This is a genomic window from Nesterenkonia sp. E16_10, assembly GCF_017347085.1.
Lineage (GTDB): Bacteria > Actinomycetota > Actinomycetes > Actinomycetales > Micrococcaceae > Nesterenkonia.
The window spans coordinates 63,335-79,748 of the sequence record NZ_JADPSA010000001.1; the positions used below are offsets into that span (position 1 = coordinate 63,335).

Genomic DNA, 16,414 nt, shown 5'->3' on the forward strand with positions numbered 1-16,414 from the left:
CCGAGTCAACGGTCTCCGTGGTGTGATACGTCGCGGCCTTGATCTCATCGGCGAGGCCAGCGCGCCACAGACTGCGCTTCTCCCGGCCCGGCACCACCTCATACTCCACCCCCGCAGGCTGCGTAATCCGGATAAGTCCTGTGACGAACATGCATGCCTCTTGGGCATAGGAAAGGCCCCGACCAGTTGGTGCGGGGCCCTAACCAATGCGCGCTTGTTCTACTCCGTAAAGTTCACGGTGTTGAGGTGTTGCGCAAGGGCCTCCATGTCGGGATAGATGTAAGACCGGGTGAATCCGAACCGACTCTCGAGATAGGAGCGGATCTCGTTCTTAGCCTCCGCAGCGATTCTGAATCCGAATGTCGGAGCTAAGTTGTTTTTCCTCGGAACTGGCTTCCGGGAAGGCGAGTCCGCCTTCATGTAGATGGAGGAAACCGCTAGAAGGTCGGCACGCCGATAGTACTTTCCCAGCGCCTGGTCAGGTTGGGAGTTTTTGTGTGGCCAGAAGTAGCTCGACATTTTGTGGGACGTGATCGGGACTCCGTCCAGGAGGAAGCCTGCATTCTGGACAGTGATGCGCGAGTGGTAAGCAGGTGGGATCCAGTGCCACCTCCGGGAGCCAGTTCCCCAGTCGAATTCCTGCCTGGCTACATTGTCCGTCCACTGGTGCCATAAGGGTGTGTATCCGCCCCACGCAGGGTCCAGGCTGACCCGTGAGCTTACGGCAGCTTCATCCTCTACTGCTCGCACCGGTTCAGCGGAGAACGCCAGCAGGCGACTGTCGTGCTCATCGGTTTCTTCGTGGCGTTCGACAGCGAACCACGCCGCGACATACGGATTCAGTGTTATATCCAGCAATCTGGTTGGTCCTCCAAAGTGCTGAATTCGCGCAAAAATTTCCAGTGCCGACATGCCGTCGAATCGCCAGTCGTTTCTTGCGGTGGTGAGGATGCGCCGTTCAGCCTCGACCATCTGATCTTCATCGGGATAGTCCTGTTCACCCCTTGGGGAATCCCCGGGTGCAACTACACCGTTCTCTTTCATGAGCCGCCTAAAGAGCCCGCTGTGCACTCCCCACGAGACGCTCCTGGCTCCCCTCCAAAGTAACCTGAGGTCTGGGGCTCGTTTCACCAGGTTCTCGATTTCCTTGTTGAGATCGGAGACCGAACCAATAGTGGCCTCTCGCCCCTCGAAGTAACCCTCTACTCCATTCTTCAAGTGACCTGAGTACGGTCCACTCGGAGAATCCGGATTCCTGAAGTTCTTTTCTTCGCTGAGAGTTATCCACTTATCGATCAATTCCCGGAATCGATCGTTGTATGGTCTCAGAATCCGACTAGTCAATTCGGGACTGGCGACGCCCTTTACCAACTCAGACATCTGCCGAGTTACCCGGTCTGCACCGGTCATTTTCGACCAGTCGAAGTTGCCGTAGGGCCCCTCAGGAGTATCAGTCGACATAGGAGAACCCTAACCGGTCGCGGTCTCCGAGGGCAGTAATGGTGTGGGTGTACTCCGAGTGATTTACTGGGCTGTCAAAGGCACGCTGTGCCCTTTTCTGCGTCCCCGGGGAGAAGATCGGGCAGGGGTACCCCGACACCCCGTGACGTGTCCGACCTGGGCGTTACTGTCCAGTAGATGTGGATCTCGAACACTACGCACATGCTCTCGGCGTCCGCGTGGTGCGGCAGATCCCGGCAGGCAACCGCTGGGGCTCCTACTCGCATCACATGCGAGCCATCCGGCTCTACCCCGGCCTGTCCCCGATCCAAGAGCCGTACGTCCTTAGCCACGAGATCGCCCACGCCTACTACGGTCACGACGACCGCCTTCCCCGCTGGAATCATGACGCCGATGCATTCACCGCGACCCTGCTCATCCGGCGGCAGGATTGGCGCCGAGCCACACAGATGCACGCGACACTCGACGCCGTGACGCACGAGCTCGATGTGCATCCCCATGTGGCGATGATCTACTCCTCGCACGTGACCCACACACCCACCGAATCCATCTCCCCAGTGGGGACAGAATATGGGTCACAGAGGGTCGATACGTTCGTAGAAGATCGTCATGACCGTGGGCCTTCAATGCCCCTGCATCCCTTCATTTTCAAGGGATGCAGGGCGTCTGAGGTGGTCGTAACGTTGGTGGTTCAAATCCCCCATCCTCCGCCGAGTGAAGCCCGTCAGTCTGGACACCAGACCGGCGGGCTTCTTCGTGTCCGGCGGCACTGTGCGTCAAGGACCCGGGGTACCGTTGGCATGCGCGCCCTGCGGCATCCGCCGACACCCATCACTCACCCCTGGAGGGGTCATGCACAAGCCAGCCGCTGCCGGGATCGGTGTCCTCGCGATCCTTGGCCTGGTCAGCTGCGCCGGGGAGCCCGAGGAATCGGCGGGACCCGACGAGCAGCCGACCGCCCAGGCCACAGCCACGGCGACGCCGGGGCCCGGACAAGGCTCAGCGGCCGAGGCACCGGGCGCTGCCTGGTTGGCCGAGGCCCGGGATCTCCACCTGGACGAGCTCGAAGCATGGCACCGCGAGTACCTCCAGGCCGACTGCGTGGCCGCGGAACCCCGGTGCCACGACCTCTTCGCCGAGGCTCTGCCGCTCATGGCCGATTACAGCTACTGGATCCGAAATCAGACCGCGGACCTCCCCGAGTACGTCCCGGGGTCCTACCCCTCGGATCTCGGGGCGGCCGCGCGCGGCCTGGTCTCCTGGTCCTACGCCTGCCCCGAGGGCGAGGACTGCGCGGAGATCGCCCGAGACGCCGAATCCCGAGCATCTCAGGTGATCACGGAGGTTTCGGACTGGCCAGAGCAGTGAGCGTTGCCTGGCTGACCTGAGGGGCGACTCTCAGGCGACGCTCCAACGACCCTCAGCGACGCTCAGCGGCTGAAGAGCCTGCTGAGGAATCCGCCGGAGCGCGTGGGCTCATGTCCCGGGCAGCGCTGGGCGGGACTGACCCCGCGCATCACCTGATCGACATGCTGGCCGCATCCGGCCCAGGTGGTCTTGTGACAGGTCTGGCAGGTCACGGCTCGACACATGGTGGCTCCTCTGCTTGGTTGAACGGTACCCCATTATACCCCCGGGGGTATATTCTGCGCACCCTCATCATCCTCCCGCCCCGTGCTGCGCCGTCATCCTTGCAGGTCACATGCGGTGCTGGGTTTCCTCATCTGTAGCACGCCGTTCACATGACCCTGCTTGGATTCGATGGTGGGCTGGGTCTGCGGCGCTCTCTGCACGGCGGCCCGGTCCACGCTGACACCACTGACGTGACCATCGGTGAGCGCACGAGACGATCACCTCGAATGGAAGAAGACTCCACCTTGATGAGCATCCCCCACCAGACCGCCCCACCCGGGCGAGGACGTCCGCTGCCGCGGGCACTCGCCGCCCTGGGGCTCAGCGCAGCCCTGCTGGCCCCCGCCCCCGCCTTCGGCTCCACCGACTCCCCTGCCCCTGAGGAGGGCAGTCCCGCGGGTGCCGACTGCGTCGTGATCAACGAGGCCTTCCCGAACGGCGGGAGCGGATCCGCCGCCCTCTCCCACCGGTTCGTGGAGCTGCTGAACACGTGTGAGTACGCCGTGGACCTCAGCGACTGGTCGCTGCAGTACCGCGCCCGGACCTCCACGGGCGCCCCGAGCTCCACCGTCGAGCTCAGCGGCGAGATCGAACCCGGGGGGCACTATCTGATCCAGGGCGGCGGGAACAACGGCGACGGCGCAGCCCTGCCCACCCCGGACGCCCAGACCGGTGCGGCCATCGGCGCCGCCGCGGGAGGCACGTTCATCCTGGCCACGACATCCGAGGCGCTGGAGGAACTGCCGCTGGACTCGGTGGTGGACCACGACCAGGTGGCGGACCTGCTGGGCTTCGGCACCAGCAACACGTTCGAGACCGCACCGGCCACCGCCGCGACGAACACGACCTCGATCGGCAGGGCCGAGGGCGTGGACACCGATGACAACTCCGTGGACTTCACCCGCGGCGAGCCCTCCCCGACCAATGCCGCTGGAGAGACCCTCGGCGCGACGGAACCGACGGATCCCGAGCCCAGCGACCCGGCAGATCCCGAGCCGACCGATCCTGCAGATCCTGCAGATCCCGAGCCGACCGATCCTGCAGATCCTGAGCCCACAGACCCTGAGACTCCGACCGAGCCCAGCGAGCTGGAGATCGCCGAGATCAACGCCGCACTGGACTCCGATGGCGAGGACCGCCCGGTGACCACCCGTGGCGTGGTGACCGCGGTCTACCCCGCCGAGCAGAGCTTCAACGGCTTCTACCTGCAGACCGCAGGCTCCGGCGGCGATGTGGATCTGAGCAGCCACGAGACCTCGGAGGCGATCTTCGTGTACTCCCCGGACGCGATCTCCCAGGAACTCGTGCAGATCGGGGACTTCGTGGAGATCACCGGAGACGCCGAGATCTATTACGACGCTCCGCAGATCAGTCTCTATCCGGAGTCCACCCAGACCCCGCACCACGAGCTGGCGCTCATCGAGGACGAACCCTTCGAAGCGGTCAAGCCGGCCTCTCTCGAGGTTCCGGAGGATCCGCAGCAGCGCGAATCGCTGCTGGGCATGCTGCTGGACCCGCAGGGCAGCTACACGGTCACCGATCACTACACGCTGAACCAGTACGGCGAGATCGGCATCGTCCTGGGTGAGGAGCCGCTGATCAATCCCACCTCAGCCTTCCGCCCGGGCGCCGAGGCCGAGGCGCTGGCGGCGGAGAACGATGAGCGTGTGATCTATCTGGACGACGCGGCGTCGACCTCTTGGCAGGCCTGGAGCGATGATCGGGACCAGCCGCTGCCGTATCTGAGCATCGAGGATCCGATCCGGATCGGCGCCGAGGTGCTCTGGCAGACCGATGTGATCATGGACTACCGGTTCGAGGAATGGCGGCTCCAGCCGCTGAGCAAGCTCACGCCCGAGACGGCCGAGCAGGTCCAGCCGGCGCAGTTCGAGAACACCCGCGAAGGCAACGAGTCCCCTGCCGAGCGCGCCGGCGATGTGCGCATCGCCGGGTTCAACGTGCTGAACTACTTCGTCTCGCTGGGTGAGGACGAGCCCGGATGCGAGTTCTACACCGATATCGACGGCAATCCCACCACGAATGACTACTGCGACGCCCGCGGCGCCTACAACCAGGCCAGCTTCGAGCGCCAGGAGGACAAGATCGTGACCGCCATCAGCGGACTCGATGCCGACGTCGTGGCACTGCAGGAGATCGAGAACAGCCGCTACTTCGTGGAAGACGGTGATCGTGACCGCGCGCTGGCCGCACTGGTCGAGGCGCTCAACGGCGCCGAGGGCACCGCCGGCACCTGGGACTACGTCGAATCCCCCGAGGAGGTGCCCGCTGACGAGGATGTGATCCGCAACGGATTCATCTATCGCACCGATCGCGTGGCACCCGAGGGCGATTCACGGATCCTCTTCGAGGACGGGGTCGAGGACCTCGATCAGGAGGCCTTCGCCGGATTGGACCTCGAGGAGATCTTCTCCAACGCACGGGAGCCGCTGGCCCAGGAGTTCACCGCGGTCGAGGGCGGAGCCCAGAACGGCGGAACACAGGAGGACGAGAGCTTCCTCGCGATCGTCAACCACTTCAAGTCCAAGGGCGGCAGCGGCACCGGCGAGAACGCCGACACCACCGGGCAGGGCTCCTTCAACGGGGACCGCGTCCAGCAGGCGCGGGCGCTGGTGGCCTTCGCCGATGCGCTCGAGGAGGAGGTCGAGACCGAGAAGACCTTCCTGATGGGCGACTTCAACTCCTACGAGATGGAGGACCCGCTGCAGGTCATCGCCGAGGCCGGTTATACGAACCTCTCGGCTGAGACCGGTGGGTACAGCTACATGTTCGACGGCGCGGTGGGGTCCCTGGATCACCTCTTCGCCTCCGAGGCCGCCGTGGCCGATGTCGTGCAGACCGAGATCTGGAACATCAACTCCGTGGAGCCGCTGGCGCTGGAGTACAGCCGCTATAACTCCGTGGGCACCCTGCTCTACTCCCCGGACCAGTGGCGCTCCTCAGACCACGACCCGATCCTCGCTGACCTGGTGCTCTCAGGCTCCGAGGCTCCCGGGGACGGGGACCAGGACGAGGAGGAGTCTCCGGAGCACGAAGCCTGGAGCTCCGGGGCGGTCTACACCCACGGTGACACCGTGAGCCATGACGGCGGCGTCTACCGGGCGCTCTGGTACACCCAGAACCAGGAGCCCGGGGCCTCCCCATGGAGCGCCTGGTCCCAGATCGGCGCCCCCACCGCCTGCTCCGGTGAGACCTGGGCGCAGTGGGCGCCGAGCTCACAGTTCGACGGCGGCGAGACCGTCGTCCACGACGGGGTCCGCTACACCGCGAAGTGGCACACCCGGAACCAGGAGCCCGGAGGCCGCTACGGTCCCTGGGAGGAGTCCGGCAGCTGCTGAGCCGACCCGCCCCGACGTGAAAAAATCGTAGGGCTGGGGGATGTCGTAGAGCCCACGCCCTGCGACATCCCCACAGCCCTACGATTTTTTTGCCGAGAAGCAGGCTCAGCGGGTCTGCTGGCCCATCGGGGAGACGATCGCGTCCACACGCTGGAAGGACTTCAGATCCACGTAGCCGGTGGAGGCCATCGCGTGGCGCAGGCCGCCCATCAGGTTTGAGGAGCCGTCGGTGTGATGCGCGGGCCCCCAGAGCACCTCCTGCAGCGGTCCCACGGTCCCGACCCGGGTGCGATGGCCGCGCGGGAAGTCCTGGTGCACCGCCTCGAGTCCCCAGTGCCAGCCTTGCCCCGGCGCCTCTTCGGCGCGGGCGAGGGTGGTGCCGAGCATCACGGCGTCGGCGCCCATCGCAAGGGCCTTGACCAGGTCTCCGGAGGAGCCCATGCCGCCGTCGGCGATGACGTGGACGTAGCGGCCGCCGGACTCATCCAGGTAGTCCCGGCGTGCCGCGGCGACGTCGCTGATCGCGGTGGCCATCGGCACCCGGATGCCCATGGCGCGGCGGGTGGTGGTGGCGGCCCCGCCGCCGAAGCCCACCAGCACGCCGGCAGCGCCGGTGCGCATCAGGTGCAGCGCCGGGGTGTACCCCGCGACGCCCCCGACGATGACCGGCACATCGAGCTCGTAGATGAACTCCTTGAGGTTCAGCGGCTCACCGTTCTGCGCCACGTGCTCGGCCGAGACGGTGGTGCCGCGGATCACGAACATGTCCACCCCCGCCTCGATGACGGTGCTGTAGAACTCCTGGGTGCGCTGGGGAGTCAGCGAGCCGGAGACGACGACGCCGGCCTCCCGGATCTCGGCCAGCCGTGCGGTGATCAGCTCGGCCTTGATCGGCTCGGCGTAGAGCTGCTGGAGCCGGCGGGTGTTCTGCGCCGAGACCTCCTCGGCGCCCAGCGCCGCGATCTCGGCGAGCACCGGCTCCGGGTTCTCGTAGCGGGTCCAGAGGCCCTCCAGGTTGAGGACCCCGAGGCCGCCCTGCCGGCCGAGCTCGATGGCGGTGGCCGGGGACATCACCGAGTCCATGGGGGCGCCGACCACGGGCATGGAGAAGGAGTACGCGTCGATGCGCCAGTCCAGACTCACATCCGCGGGGCTGCGGGTGCGTCGATTCGGGACGATGGCGACATCGTCCAGCGCCCAGGCCCGACGGCCGTTCTTGGCCAGGCCGATGGGGATCTCGTTGCTCAAAGCTGCTCCTTTACTAGCGCCGGTAGTTCGGCGCTTCCACCGTCATCATGATGTCATGAGGGTGCGATTCCTTGAGTCCGGCGGAGGTGATCCGCACGAACTTGCCCTTGTACTTGAGCTGGTCGATGGTGTGCGCCCCCACGTAGAACATGGTCTGGCGCAGACCGCCGGTGAGCTGGTGGAACACCACCTCGAGCGGGCCGCGGTAAGGCACCTGCCCCTCGATGCCCTCGGGGATGAGCTTCTCATCGGTGGGGACGTCGGCCTGGAAGTAGCGGTCCTTGGAGAAGGAGGTGTTCTTCCCGCGGGTCTGCATCGCGCCCATGGAGCCCATGCCGCGGTAGGCCTTGAACTGCTTGCCGTTGTAGAAGACCAGGTCTCCGGGGGACTCGGCGGAGCCTGCCAGCAGCGAGCCGAGCATCACCGAGTCGGCCCCGGCGACCATCGCCTTGCCGATGTCCCCGGAGTGCTGCAGGCCACCGTCGGCGATCAGCGGCACCCCTGCCGGGATGGTCGCCTTGGATGATTCGTAGATCGCGGTGACCTGGGGAACCCCGACGCCGGCGACGATGCGGGTGGTGCAGATGGAGCCCGGGCCGACGCCGACCTTGACCGCGTCGGCTCCGGCGTCGACGATCGCCTGGGCTCCCTCGCGAGTGGCCGCCTGACCGCCGATCACATCGACCCCGGCCGCGGCCGGTTCGGCCTTGAGCCGGGCGATCATGTCCAGCACGCCGCGGGTGTGGCCGTTGGCGGTGTCCACCACCAGGGCGTCGACTCCGGCGTCGATCAGGGTCATGGCGCGCTCGAAGCCCTCACCGAAGAAGCCCACGGCCGCACCGACGCGCAGCCGGCCCTCTTCGTCCTTGGTGGCCTGCGGGTAGCGGTCGGCCTTGTCGAAGTCCTTGATGGTGATCAATCCCTGCAGCACGCCCTGGTCATCGACCAGGGGCAGCTTCTCCACCCGGTGCTCGGAGAAGATCCGCAGCACCTCCTCGTTGGGGATGCCCACGTGGGCGGTGATCAGCGGCTGCGGGGTCATCTTCTCGTAGACCTTGGTGGTCAGGTACTGCTCACGCGGGATGAACCGGGTGTCGCGGTTGGTGATGATGCCCAGCAGCTTGGACTCGGCATCGACCACGGGAAGTCCGGAGACCCGGTAGTGCGCGCAGAGCTCGTCGAGATCGGCGATGGTCGCGTCCGGGGTGATCGTCACCGGATCGCTGATCATGCCGGACTCGGAGCGCTTGACCTTGTCCACCTGCCGGGCCTGATCCTCGATGGAGAGGTTGCGGTGCAGGATGCCGATGCCGCCCTGGCGCGCCATGGCGATGGCCATCGGCGCCTCGGTGACGGTATCCATCGCGGCCGAGGCCACCGGGGACTGCAGCACGATGTTGCGTGAGAAACGGGTGGCGGTATCTGCTTCTGAGGGGATGACGTCGGTCGCGCCGGGGAGCAGCAGGACGTCGTCGTAGGTCAGTCCGACGAAGCCGAAGGGATCATGCTCCGGGCCTCCGGCCGCGCTCGGCTGCTGATGAGGTTCAGTCACGGTGGTGCCTCTCGGGGTCAAAAGCGGGTGGCTCGGGCCCAAGTCTACGTGTCGTCCACGTCCGCCCGGAGCCAAAGGCTTAGCACTCTGCTTGACCGAGTGCTAAGCCCGTCTATAAAGTTTCGTCTAGCACTCGAGACCCTCGGGTGCCAGCTTGTCCGCGGGTCGTCAACCCGCGGAGATCAGCCTGACGGGGCACCATCCGGCACCGCGACGACGGTTGGCCACTCCCAAGGCGTGCGACAGATCTCGGCTCGTCGAGCACCCCGGAAGCACCGGGAGTCTCTGGACGGGTCTGTGCTGATAAACCGAATCCACACCACGCAAAGGAGAGTACTGACGTGTCAGTCTCTATCAAGCCTCTCGAGGATCGCATCGTTGTTCGCCCCCTGGAAGCAGAGCAGACCACCGCTTCCGGGCTGGTCATCCCCGACACCGCGAAGGAGAAGCCCCAGGAGGGCAAGGTCATCGCGGTGGGCCCAGGTCGCTTCGACGAAAAGGGCAAGCGCATCCCGGTTGACGTCTCCGAGGGCGACGTCGTCATCTACTCCAAGTTCGGCGGCACCGAGGTCAAGGTCAGCGGCGAGGAGTACCTCGTGCTCAACGCTCGCGATGTCCTGGCCATCATCGAGAAGTAAGAACGGACCACTGAAGGTTCTTCACGGACCCGATCACGATCCGATTCTCACACTCTCAAAGGAGCACTAACCCATGGCAAAGCAGCTTGAATTCAGTGATGCTGCACGCCGCGCTCTGGAAGCCGGCATCGATAAGCTTGCAGACACGGTCAAGGTCACGCTCGGCCCGAAAGGCCGCAATGTAGTCCTGGACAAGTCCTGGGGCGCACCGACCATCACCAACGACGGCGTCACCATCGCCCGCGAGGTGGAGGTCGAAGACCCGTACGAGAACCTTGGCGTGCAGCTGGCCAAGGAGGTCGCCACCAAGACCAACGACGTCGCAGGCGACGGCACCACCACCGCAACGGTCCTGGCCCAGGCGCTGGTCAAGGAAGGCCTGCGCAACGTGGCCGCCGGTGCGGCACCGAGCGAGATCAAGCGCGGCATCGAGACCTCGGTCGCCGCCGTGACCCGCCGACTGCGCGAGAACGCCCGTGAGGTCGAGGGCCAGCAGGTCGCCAACGTGGCCGCGATCTCCGCACAGAACGACGAGGTCGGTGAACTCCTGGCTCGTGCATTCGACGCCGTGGGCACCGACGGTGTGATCACCATCGAAGAGGGGTCCTCGACCTCCACCGAGCTGGAGATCACCGAGGGCATGCAGTTCGACAAGGGCTACCTGTCCCCGCACTTCGTCACCGATCCTGAGCGCCAGGAAGCGATCCTCGAAGATCCGCTGATCCTGATCAACCAGGGCAAGATCTCCAACATGGCGGAGTTCCTGCCCGTGCTGGAGAAGGTCCTGCAGGCCAAGCGCCCGCTGTTCATCATCGCCGAGGACGTTGAGGGCGAGGCCCTCTCCACTCTGGTGGTCAACAAGCTGCGCGGCACGCTCAATGTGGTCGCGGTCAAGGCTCCCGGCTTCGGGGACCGCCGCAAGGCCATGCTCGAGGACATCGCCGTGCTCACCGGCGGACAGGTCATCTCTCCTGATCTGGGCCTGAAGCTCGATCAGGTGGATCTGGAATCACTGGGCACCGCACGTCGGGTGACCGTGACCAAGGACGCCACCACCATCGTCGACGGCGCCGGGTCCAAGGAGGATGTGGACGCTCGCGCGGCCACCATCAAGGCCCAGGCCGACGCCTCTGACTCCGAGTGGGATCGCGAGAAGCTCCAGGAGCGTCTCGCGAAGCTCTCCGGCGGCATCGGCGTCATCAAGGTCGGCGCTGCCACCGAGGTGGAGCTCAAGGAGCGCAAGCACCGCATCGAAGATGCCGTCTCCTCCACCCGTGCGGCTCTGGAAGAGGGCATCGTGGCCGGCGGCGGCACCGCGCTGATCAACGCCCTCTCCGTGCTGGACGAGGACGAAGACGTGCAGGCGCTCTCCGGGGATGCCGCAGCCGCTGTGGGCATCGTCCGCCGCGCGCTGGTCCAGCCGCTGCGCTGGATCGCTCAGAACGCCGGGGAGGACGGCTTCGTCGTCGCCTCCAAGGTCGCGGAGCTGGAGCCGAACCACGGCTTCAACGCCAAGACCGGCGTCTACGGCGATCTGATCGCCGACGGCGTCATCGACCCTGTGAAGGTCACGCGCTCTGCTCTGCAGAACGCCGCCTCCATCGCGGCCCTGGTGCTGACCACCGAGACCCTCGTGGTCGAGAAGCAGGAGGAGGAAGACGATCACTGATCGTCTCTGAGTCTTCCCTCACAGCTGGGGCCCTGACCGTTCTCGGTCAGGGCCCCAGCTGCGTTCGGGCTAGGAGAGCGCGATGAGCTGCAGCACCAGCGGGAAGGCCAGGAACGCGACCACGTCCAGCAGCAGGTGCGCGATCACCAGCGGCATCACACGGCCGTAGCGGTGGTAGATCCAGCCGAAGATGATGCCCATCAGCAGGTTCCCGATGCCCGGCCCGAAGCCCTGGTAGAGGTGGTAGGCCCCGCGCAGCAGCGCCGCCGCGAGGATGATCAGCCAGATGCTCACCCGGGGCCAGATCCGGCGGGCCCGGTCGAAGAGGTACGCGACCATGATCACCTCTTCGAGCAGCGAATGCCGCAGCGCGGCCAGGATCAGCACCGGAGTGGTCCACCAGTGCTCGCCGACGTCGGCCGGGATGATCTCGGTGGTGATCCCCGCCGCCCGACCCAGCCCGTAGACCACCAGCGTGCCCAGCCCGATGATCAGAAACAGTCCGACGCCGAGGCTGAGGTCCCGCACGGGACGGCGCAGGTCCAGCCCGAAGCGGCGGAACGGGTTCATCCCCTGCAGGAAGAACAGATAGCAGACCAACACCACCGGGAAGAGCGCGAACACCGAGTCCAGCACCTGGTAGCTGAAGTCGAAGAACTCCGCCCGGGATCGCGAGGACTGCACCGTGGCGCTCTGCTCGGACAGCGGCGCCAGGCTCAGCCGTTCCATGAGCCGCAGCACCGCGTAGACGGCGGAGCGGCCCAGCGAGAGGCCGAGCACGATCGCGAGCTCCCAGCCCAGGAACCGCCGACTCATCGGAGTGGGCGCTCCCTGCGCGCGCACAGGGAGCGCCGATCCCGATGAGTCGGTGGACTGCGGACCGGAGACCTCCGGCGTCGTTGGCTTCACGCTCAAGAGTCTAGATCTGACCAGCGTCGAGGAGTGTGGTCAGATGGAAGCCATGACTGAGACTTACACCCTGCTCGCCGTCTGCACCGGCAATATCTGCCGCTCCCCCGCCATGGACCGGCTGCTCGCCCATGAGTTGGGTTCCGAGCCTGGCATCACCGTGGGCTCCGCGGGCACCCACGCCCATGTCGGAGACGACATGGAGGCGCAGATGAAGGATCGGCTGGTGGAATACGGCGCCGACACCGAGAATTTCGAGGCCCAGCAGCTGGAGCCCGCGCTGGTCCGCAGCGCCGATCTGGTGCTCACCGCCACCCGGGGACATGTGCGCGACATCCTCGCCGATGTCCCCGAGAGCGGGCAGAAGGTGTTCACGCTGCGCGAGTTCGTCCGGCTCCTCGATTCCCTGGACCCCACCGCTCGTGCCGAGGCCCTGGAGAGCTCACAGACCGTGGCGGGGAAGCTTGCAGCCCTGCTGCCGCTGGTGGCAGACCAGCGCGATCAGACCCAGTCGCCCACGGCGCAGGACGATGTGGTGGACCCGTACATGATGCCCGAGGACGTCTTCGATGAGTCCTTCGCCCAGGTGCGCGAACCGATCACGACGCTGCGCGAGACCCTGCGAGGCTGAGCGGCCGGTCTCAACCTCCCGCGGCCCGCCCAGCGCACCGGCCCAGCGCCTGCGCTCCGCAGGTTCGCCCCGCAGGTTCGTGCCACTCAGAGCCGGAGCACGGCCTCGGCGGCGTTCAGCGTGGCCCCGCGATAGCTGGCTCCGAAGAGCAGCCAGTGCACCTCGAGGCAGAAGAGCTGGTGCAGCGGGATCCGCTCTCGCCAGCCCTCCCGCAGCGCGTGCTCCTGCTGATAGCCGCTGATCACCGCGTCCAGCTCAGGCAGCCCGAAGAGGTGCAGCAGCGCGATGTCGGTCTCCCGATGTCCGGCGTGGGCTGCCGGGTCGATCAGCACCGCCTCCACGGCGCCGGCCTCGGTGCTGGTCCAGAGCACGTTGCCGGCCCAGAGGTCCCCGTGGATCAGCGCGGGCGGCTCGTCGTCATCGAGCACCCCGGAGCCGATCCGGTCTCGCGCGGCGCGCAGCAGCTTCGCATCCTCTGCCGTGATGCTCGGCTCCAGGGCCTGCAGCACCGGGTCCAGCCGCTCGGTCGCGGTGAAGGCACCCCAGGAGTTGTGCACCCCGATCCCCAGGGCCAGCGGCCGCTCGGCGGGTCCGAAATAGGCCGGGGTGCCGACGGGATGCTCGGGGGGCAGCGCGCCGAAGCCAGCGGCTCCGGGGCGGGAGGCGAGCCAGGCATGGGTGCGGGCCAGTGCGGCGCCGAAGCGCTGCGCAGAAGCGGCATCCGGGGTCCTCGAGCTGAGCTCCTCCAGCTCCAGCGCGCCGCGTCGCGCATCGGATCCGGCTCCGGGCCCAGACCCGGGCTCGGTCCCCGGCGAGGCCCTGAGCACCGGCACCACCGGTGCCCCGGCGGCCTGGGCGAGCCAGCGCAGCCCGGCGGCCTCCACCATGGTGGCCTGCGGGTGAGCTGCGGGGGCGTGCTTGATGAAGACCATGTGCCACACCCTAGTCACGACTAGACTCAGACGAGTGAGCGAAACAACCCAGAACCCCGCCGCTGACTCCTCCGAGGCCGCCGCCGAGGCGGTTCCGTCACACGCGCTGCGCGCGGAGTACGTGGAGCTGGTGGAAGAAGTGCGCAAGCACCGGATCGCCTACTACCAGGACAACGATCCGATCATCTCCGACGCCGAGTTCGACGTCCTCTTCGAACGCCTGGAGCAGATCGAGGCGGAGCACCCAGAGATCATCGCCGCAGACTCCCCCACCCAGGAGGTCGGTGGCGAGGTGGCCGAGGCCTTCTCCCCGGTGCAGCACCTGCAGCGGCTGTACTCCCTCGAAGACGTCTTCACCGCCTCGGAGCTGCGCACCTGGTATGACCGGGCGAGCGCCTCGCTGGCCGCCCAGCGCCCCGAGGAGACCGTGAATTGGCTGGTCGAGGTCAAGATCGACGGCCTGGCGATCAACCTGCTCTACCGCCACGGCAAGCTGATCCGCGCGGCCACCCGCGGCGACGGCACCACCGGTGAGGACGTCACCCATAACGTGCTCACCATCAAGGACATCCCCGCCGAGCTCGCCGGAACGGACCACCCGGAAGAGCTCGAGGTCCGCGGCGAGATCTTCATGCCCACCGCGGAGTTCCATGCCTTCAACACCGGGCTCACCGAGGCCGGCAAGGCTCCGCTGGCGAACCCACGCAACGCCGCGGCCGGTTCGCTGCGGCAGAAGGATCCCGCCAAGACCGCCGAGCGGCCGCTGTCGATGTTCGTCCACGGCATCGGCGCGCGCACCGGCTTCGAGCCCGGCAGCCAGCACGCCGCCTATGACCAGCTCGCCGCCTGGGGGCTGCCGGTCAGCCCCTACACCGCCCTGCTGGAGGACTACGCGCAGATCGAGGCGTATCTCGACGAACATCAGGCCAAGCGGCACTCGCTGGTCCATGAGATCGACGGGGTGGTCATCAAGGTCGATGACTTCGCCCAGCAGCGCGGCCTGGGACACACCTCCCGGGTGCCGCGCTGGGCCGCGGCGTATAAATACCCGCCCGAAGAGGTCCACACCCGGCTGCTCGACATCATGGTCCACGTCGGACGCACCGGCCGGGTCACTCCCTTCGCCGTGCTGGAGCCCAAGAAGGTCGCCGGCTCGGTGGTCTCCCGCGCCACCCTGCACAACCGCGACGTGGTCAAGGCCAAGGGGGTGCTGATCGGCGACGACGTCATCGTCCGCAAGGCCGGGGACGTGATCCCGGAGGTGGTCGGACCGGTGCTGCCGGCGCGGAAGAACCGGGAGGACGAGCTCTTCGAGTTCAGCTTCCCCACCCACTGCCCGGTCTGCGGCACCGAGCTCGCTCCCGCCAAGGAGGGCGACGTCGACTACCGCTGCCCCAATGCCGAAAGCTGCCCCGCCCAGGTCAGCGAGCGAGTCATCCACATCGGTTCCCGCGGCGCCCTGGACATCGAGGCGCTCGGCGAGGAGGCCGGACTGGCGCTGACCAACCCGGACCTGCGCCGGCCCATCCCGGAGCTGATCGACTGGGCGGAGACCCGCGCCTCGGGCATCGGCCTGGAGCTCGACGAGGAGGGTGCCCCGACCCCGCAGGAGCCGGTGCTCCACGGTGAGGCCGGACTCTTCGACCTTCGGCTCCAGGACCTCAAGGACGTCTACGTCTGGCGCGAGACCCGACGCAAGAACGCCGAGACCGGGCAGCGTGAGTCCACCGGGAAGTGGGCGCCGTCGCTGTACTTCTTCACCAAGGCGCAGCTCGCCAAGGATGGAACGGTGAAGAAGGCCTCCGAGCCCACGGCCAACACCGTCCAGCTCTTCGCCGAGCTCGAGAAGGCCAAGGCCCAGCCGCTGTGGCGGGTGCTGGTCGCGCTCTCGATCCGGCATGTCGGACCCAGCGCCTCCCGTGCGCTGGCCAACGCCTACGGCTCCATGGCGAAGATCCGGGCGGCCAGCGAGGAGGAGCTCGCCGGGATCGACGGGGTCGGCCCCAGAATGGCGTCCACGCTCGTCGACTGGTTCAGCACCGACTGGCACTGCCGGATCGTGGATCGCTGGGCCGCCGCCGGAGTCCGGATGGTCGATGAGATCGACGAGTCCGCTCCGCGCACCCTGGAGGGACTCAGCGTGGTCGTCACCGGATCCCTGGAGGGCTACTCCCGGGATGAGTCCAAGGAGGCGATCATCACCCGAGGCGGCCGGGCCGCCGGATCGGTCTCGAAGAAGACCGACTACGTGGTGGCCGGCGCGAATGCCGGCACCAAGCTCGAGAAGGCCGAGGCGCTGGGCGTCCCGGTGCTCGACGAAGAAGCGTTCACTGTACTGCTGAACAAGGGTCCCGACGGATTGGACGATGCCTGACTATGCCGAAGC

General features: G+C 66.7%; 12 protein-coding genes. 6 read left to right on the top strand and 6 right to left on the bottom strand.

Annotated features, from left to right (window positions below; translation table 11 throughout):
• Positions 1 to 219: 219 nt before the first annotated feature.
• Positions 220 to 1,461 carry an FRG domain-containing protein gene (locus I2487_RS00315; protein WP_207169810.1) on the bottom strand — a complete coding sequence of 414 codons (1,242 nt, stop codon included), beginning with the start codon at positions 1,459 to 1,461 and terminating at the stop codon, positions 220 to 222.
• A gap of 852 nt (positions 1,462 to 2,313) precedes the next feature.
• Here I2487_RS00315 and I2487_RS00320 point away from each other — a divergent pair.
• Entirely contained in the window at positions 2,314 to 2,829 is a 516-nt protein-coding gene (locus I2487_RS00320) for a hypothetical protein (RefSeq protein ID WP_207169811.1), read from the top strand.
• Between the two features lie 62 nt (positions 2,830 to 2,891).
• Here the strand turns inward: I2487_RS00320 and I2487_RS15805 are convergent, their stop codons facing one another.
• Positions 2,892 to 3,053, bottom strand: coding sequence for a DUF8730 family Cys-rich protein (locus I2487_RS15805; RefSeq protein ID WP_518523682.1), 162 nt, complete (start codon positions 3,051 to 3,053; stop codon positions 2,892 to 2,894).
• A gap of 288 nt (positions 3,054 to 3,341) precedes the next feature.
• Between I2487_RS15805 and I2487_RS00325 the strand changes: the two genes are divergently transcribed.
• Entirely contained in the window at positions 3,342 to 6,449 is a 3,108-nt protein-coding gene (locus tag I2487_RS00325) for an ExeM/NucH family extracellular endonuclease (protein WP_207169812.1), read from the top strand.
• Between the two features lie 105 nt (positions 6,450 to 6,554).
• On the opposite strand, the gene I2487_RS00330 is transcribed toward I2487_RS00325, so the two are convergent.
• Positions 6,555 to 7,697: a GuaB3 family IMP dehydrogenase-related protein gene (locus tag I2487_RS00330; RefSeq protein WP_207169813.1), complete on the bottom strand. Its 1,143-nt coding sequence runs from the start codon at positions 7,695 to 7,697 to the stop codon at positions 6,555 to 6,557.
• A 13-nt stretch (positions 7,698 to 7,710) separates the two neighbouring features.
• The gene (gene guaB, locus I2487_RS00335) at positions 7,711 to 9,249 is read right to left on the bottom strand and encodes an IMP dehydrogenase (protein ID WP_207169814.1); all 1,539 of its coding nucleotides are present in this window, start codon (positions 9,247 to 9,249) and stop codon (positions 7,711 to 7,713) included.
• Positions 9,250 to 9,590: 341 nt separating this feature from the next.
• On the opposite strand from guaB, the gene groES reads away from it, so the two are divergent.
• Together groES and groL are read left to right on the top strand one after the other, a co-directional pair.
• Entirely contained in the window at positions 9,591 to 9,887 is a 297-nt protein-coding gene (gene groES / locus I2487_RS00340; protein WP_036473312.1) for a co-chaperone GroES, read from the top strand.
• Positions 9,888 to 9,960: 73 nt separating this feature from the next.
• Positions 9,961 to 11,556: a chaperonin GroEL gene (groL, locus tag I2487_RS00345; protein WP_207169815.1), complete on the top strand. Its 1,596-nt coding sequence runs from the start codon at positions 9,961 to 9,963 to the stop codon at positions 11,554 to 11,556.
• Between the two features lie 69 nt (positions 11,557 to 11,625).
• Here the strand turns inward: groL and I2487_RS00350 are convergent, their stop codons facing one another.
• Positions 11,626 to 12,465, bottom strand: coding sequence for a CPBP family intramembrane glutamic endopeptidase (locus I2487_RS00350; RefSeq protein WP_345941281.1), 840 nt, complete (start codon positions 12,463 to 12,465; stop codon positions 11,626 to 11,628).
• A gap of 52 nt (positions 12,466 to 12,517) precedes the next feature.
• On the opposite strand from I2487_RS00350, the gene I2487_RS00355 reads away from it, so the two are divergent.
• Entirely contained in the window at positions 12,518 to 13,096 is a 579-nt protein-coding gene (locus tag I2487_RS00355; protein WP_207169816.1) for an arsenate reductase/protein-tyrosine-phosphatase family protein, read from the top strand.
• 86 nt (positions 13,097 to 13,182) lie between these two features.
• Here I2487_RS00355 and I2487_RS00360 read toward each other — a convergent pair whose 3' ends face one another.
• A complete protein-coding gene (locus I2487_RS00360; protein ID WP_345941282.1) occupies positions 13,183 to 14,046 on the bottom strand; it encodes a fructosamine kinase family protein in 864 nt (287 codons plus the stop codon).
• Here I2487_RS00360 and ligA point away from each other — a divergent pair.
• Complete coding sequence (gene ligA, locus I2487_RS00365; RefSeq protein ID WP_207169817.1) at positions 14,027 to 16,402, top strand: NAD-dependent DNA ligase LigA; 2,376 nt, start codon at positions 14,027 to 14,029, stop codon at positions 16,400 to 16,402. The two genes, I2487_RS00360 and ligA, sit on opposite strands and share 20 nt — an antisense overlap.
• Positions 16,403 to 16,414: the final 12 nt, after the last annotated feature.

Bases quoted from the DNA above. Each gene is read 5' to 3' on its own strand.
- I2487_RS00320 (WP_207169811.1), top strand. From the start codon at position 2,314: ATGCACAAGCCAGCCGCTGCCGGGATCGGTGTCCTCGCGATCCTTGGC.
- groL (WP_207169815.1), top strand. From the start codon at position 9,961: ATGGCAAAGCAGCTTGAATTCAGTGATGCTGCACGCCGCGCTCTGGAA.
- I2487_RS00315 (WP_207169810.1), bottom strand. From the start codon at position 1,461: ATGTCGACTGATACTCCTGAGGGGCCCTACGGCAACTTCGACTGGTCG.
- I2487_RS00325 (WP_207169812.1), top strand. From the start codon at position 3,342: ATGAGCATCCCCCACCAGACCGCCCCACCCGGGCGAGGACGTCCGCTG.
- I2487_RS15805 (WP_518523682.1), bottom strand. From the start codon at position 3,053: ATGTGTCGAGCCGTGACCTGCCAGACCTGTCACAAGACCACCTGGGCC.
- ligA (WP_207169817.1), top strand. From the start codon at position 14,027: ATGTGCCACACCCTAGTCACGACTAGACTCAGACGAGTGAGCGAAACA.
- I2487_RS00355 (WP_207169816.1), top strand. From the start codon at position 12,518: ATGACTGAGACTTACACCCTGCTCGCCGTCTGCACCGGCAATATCTGC.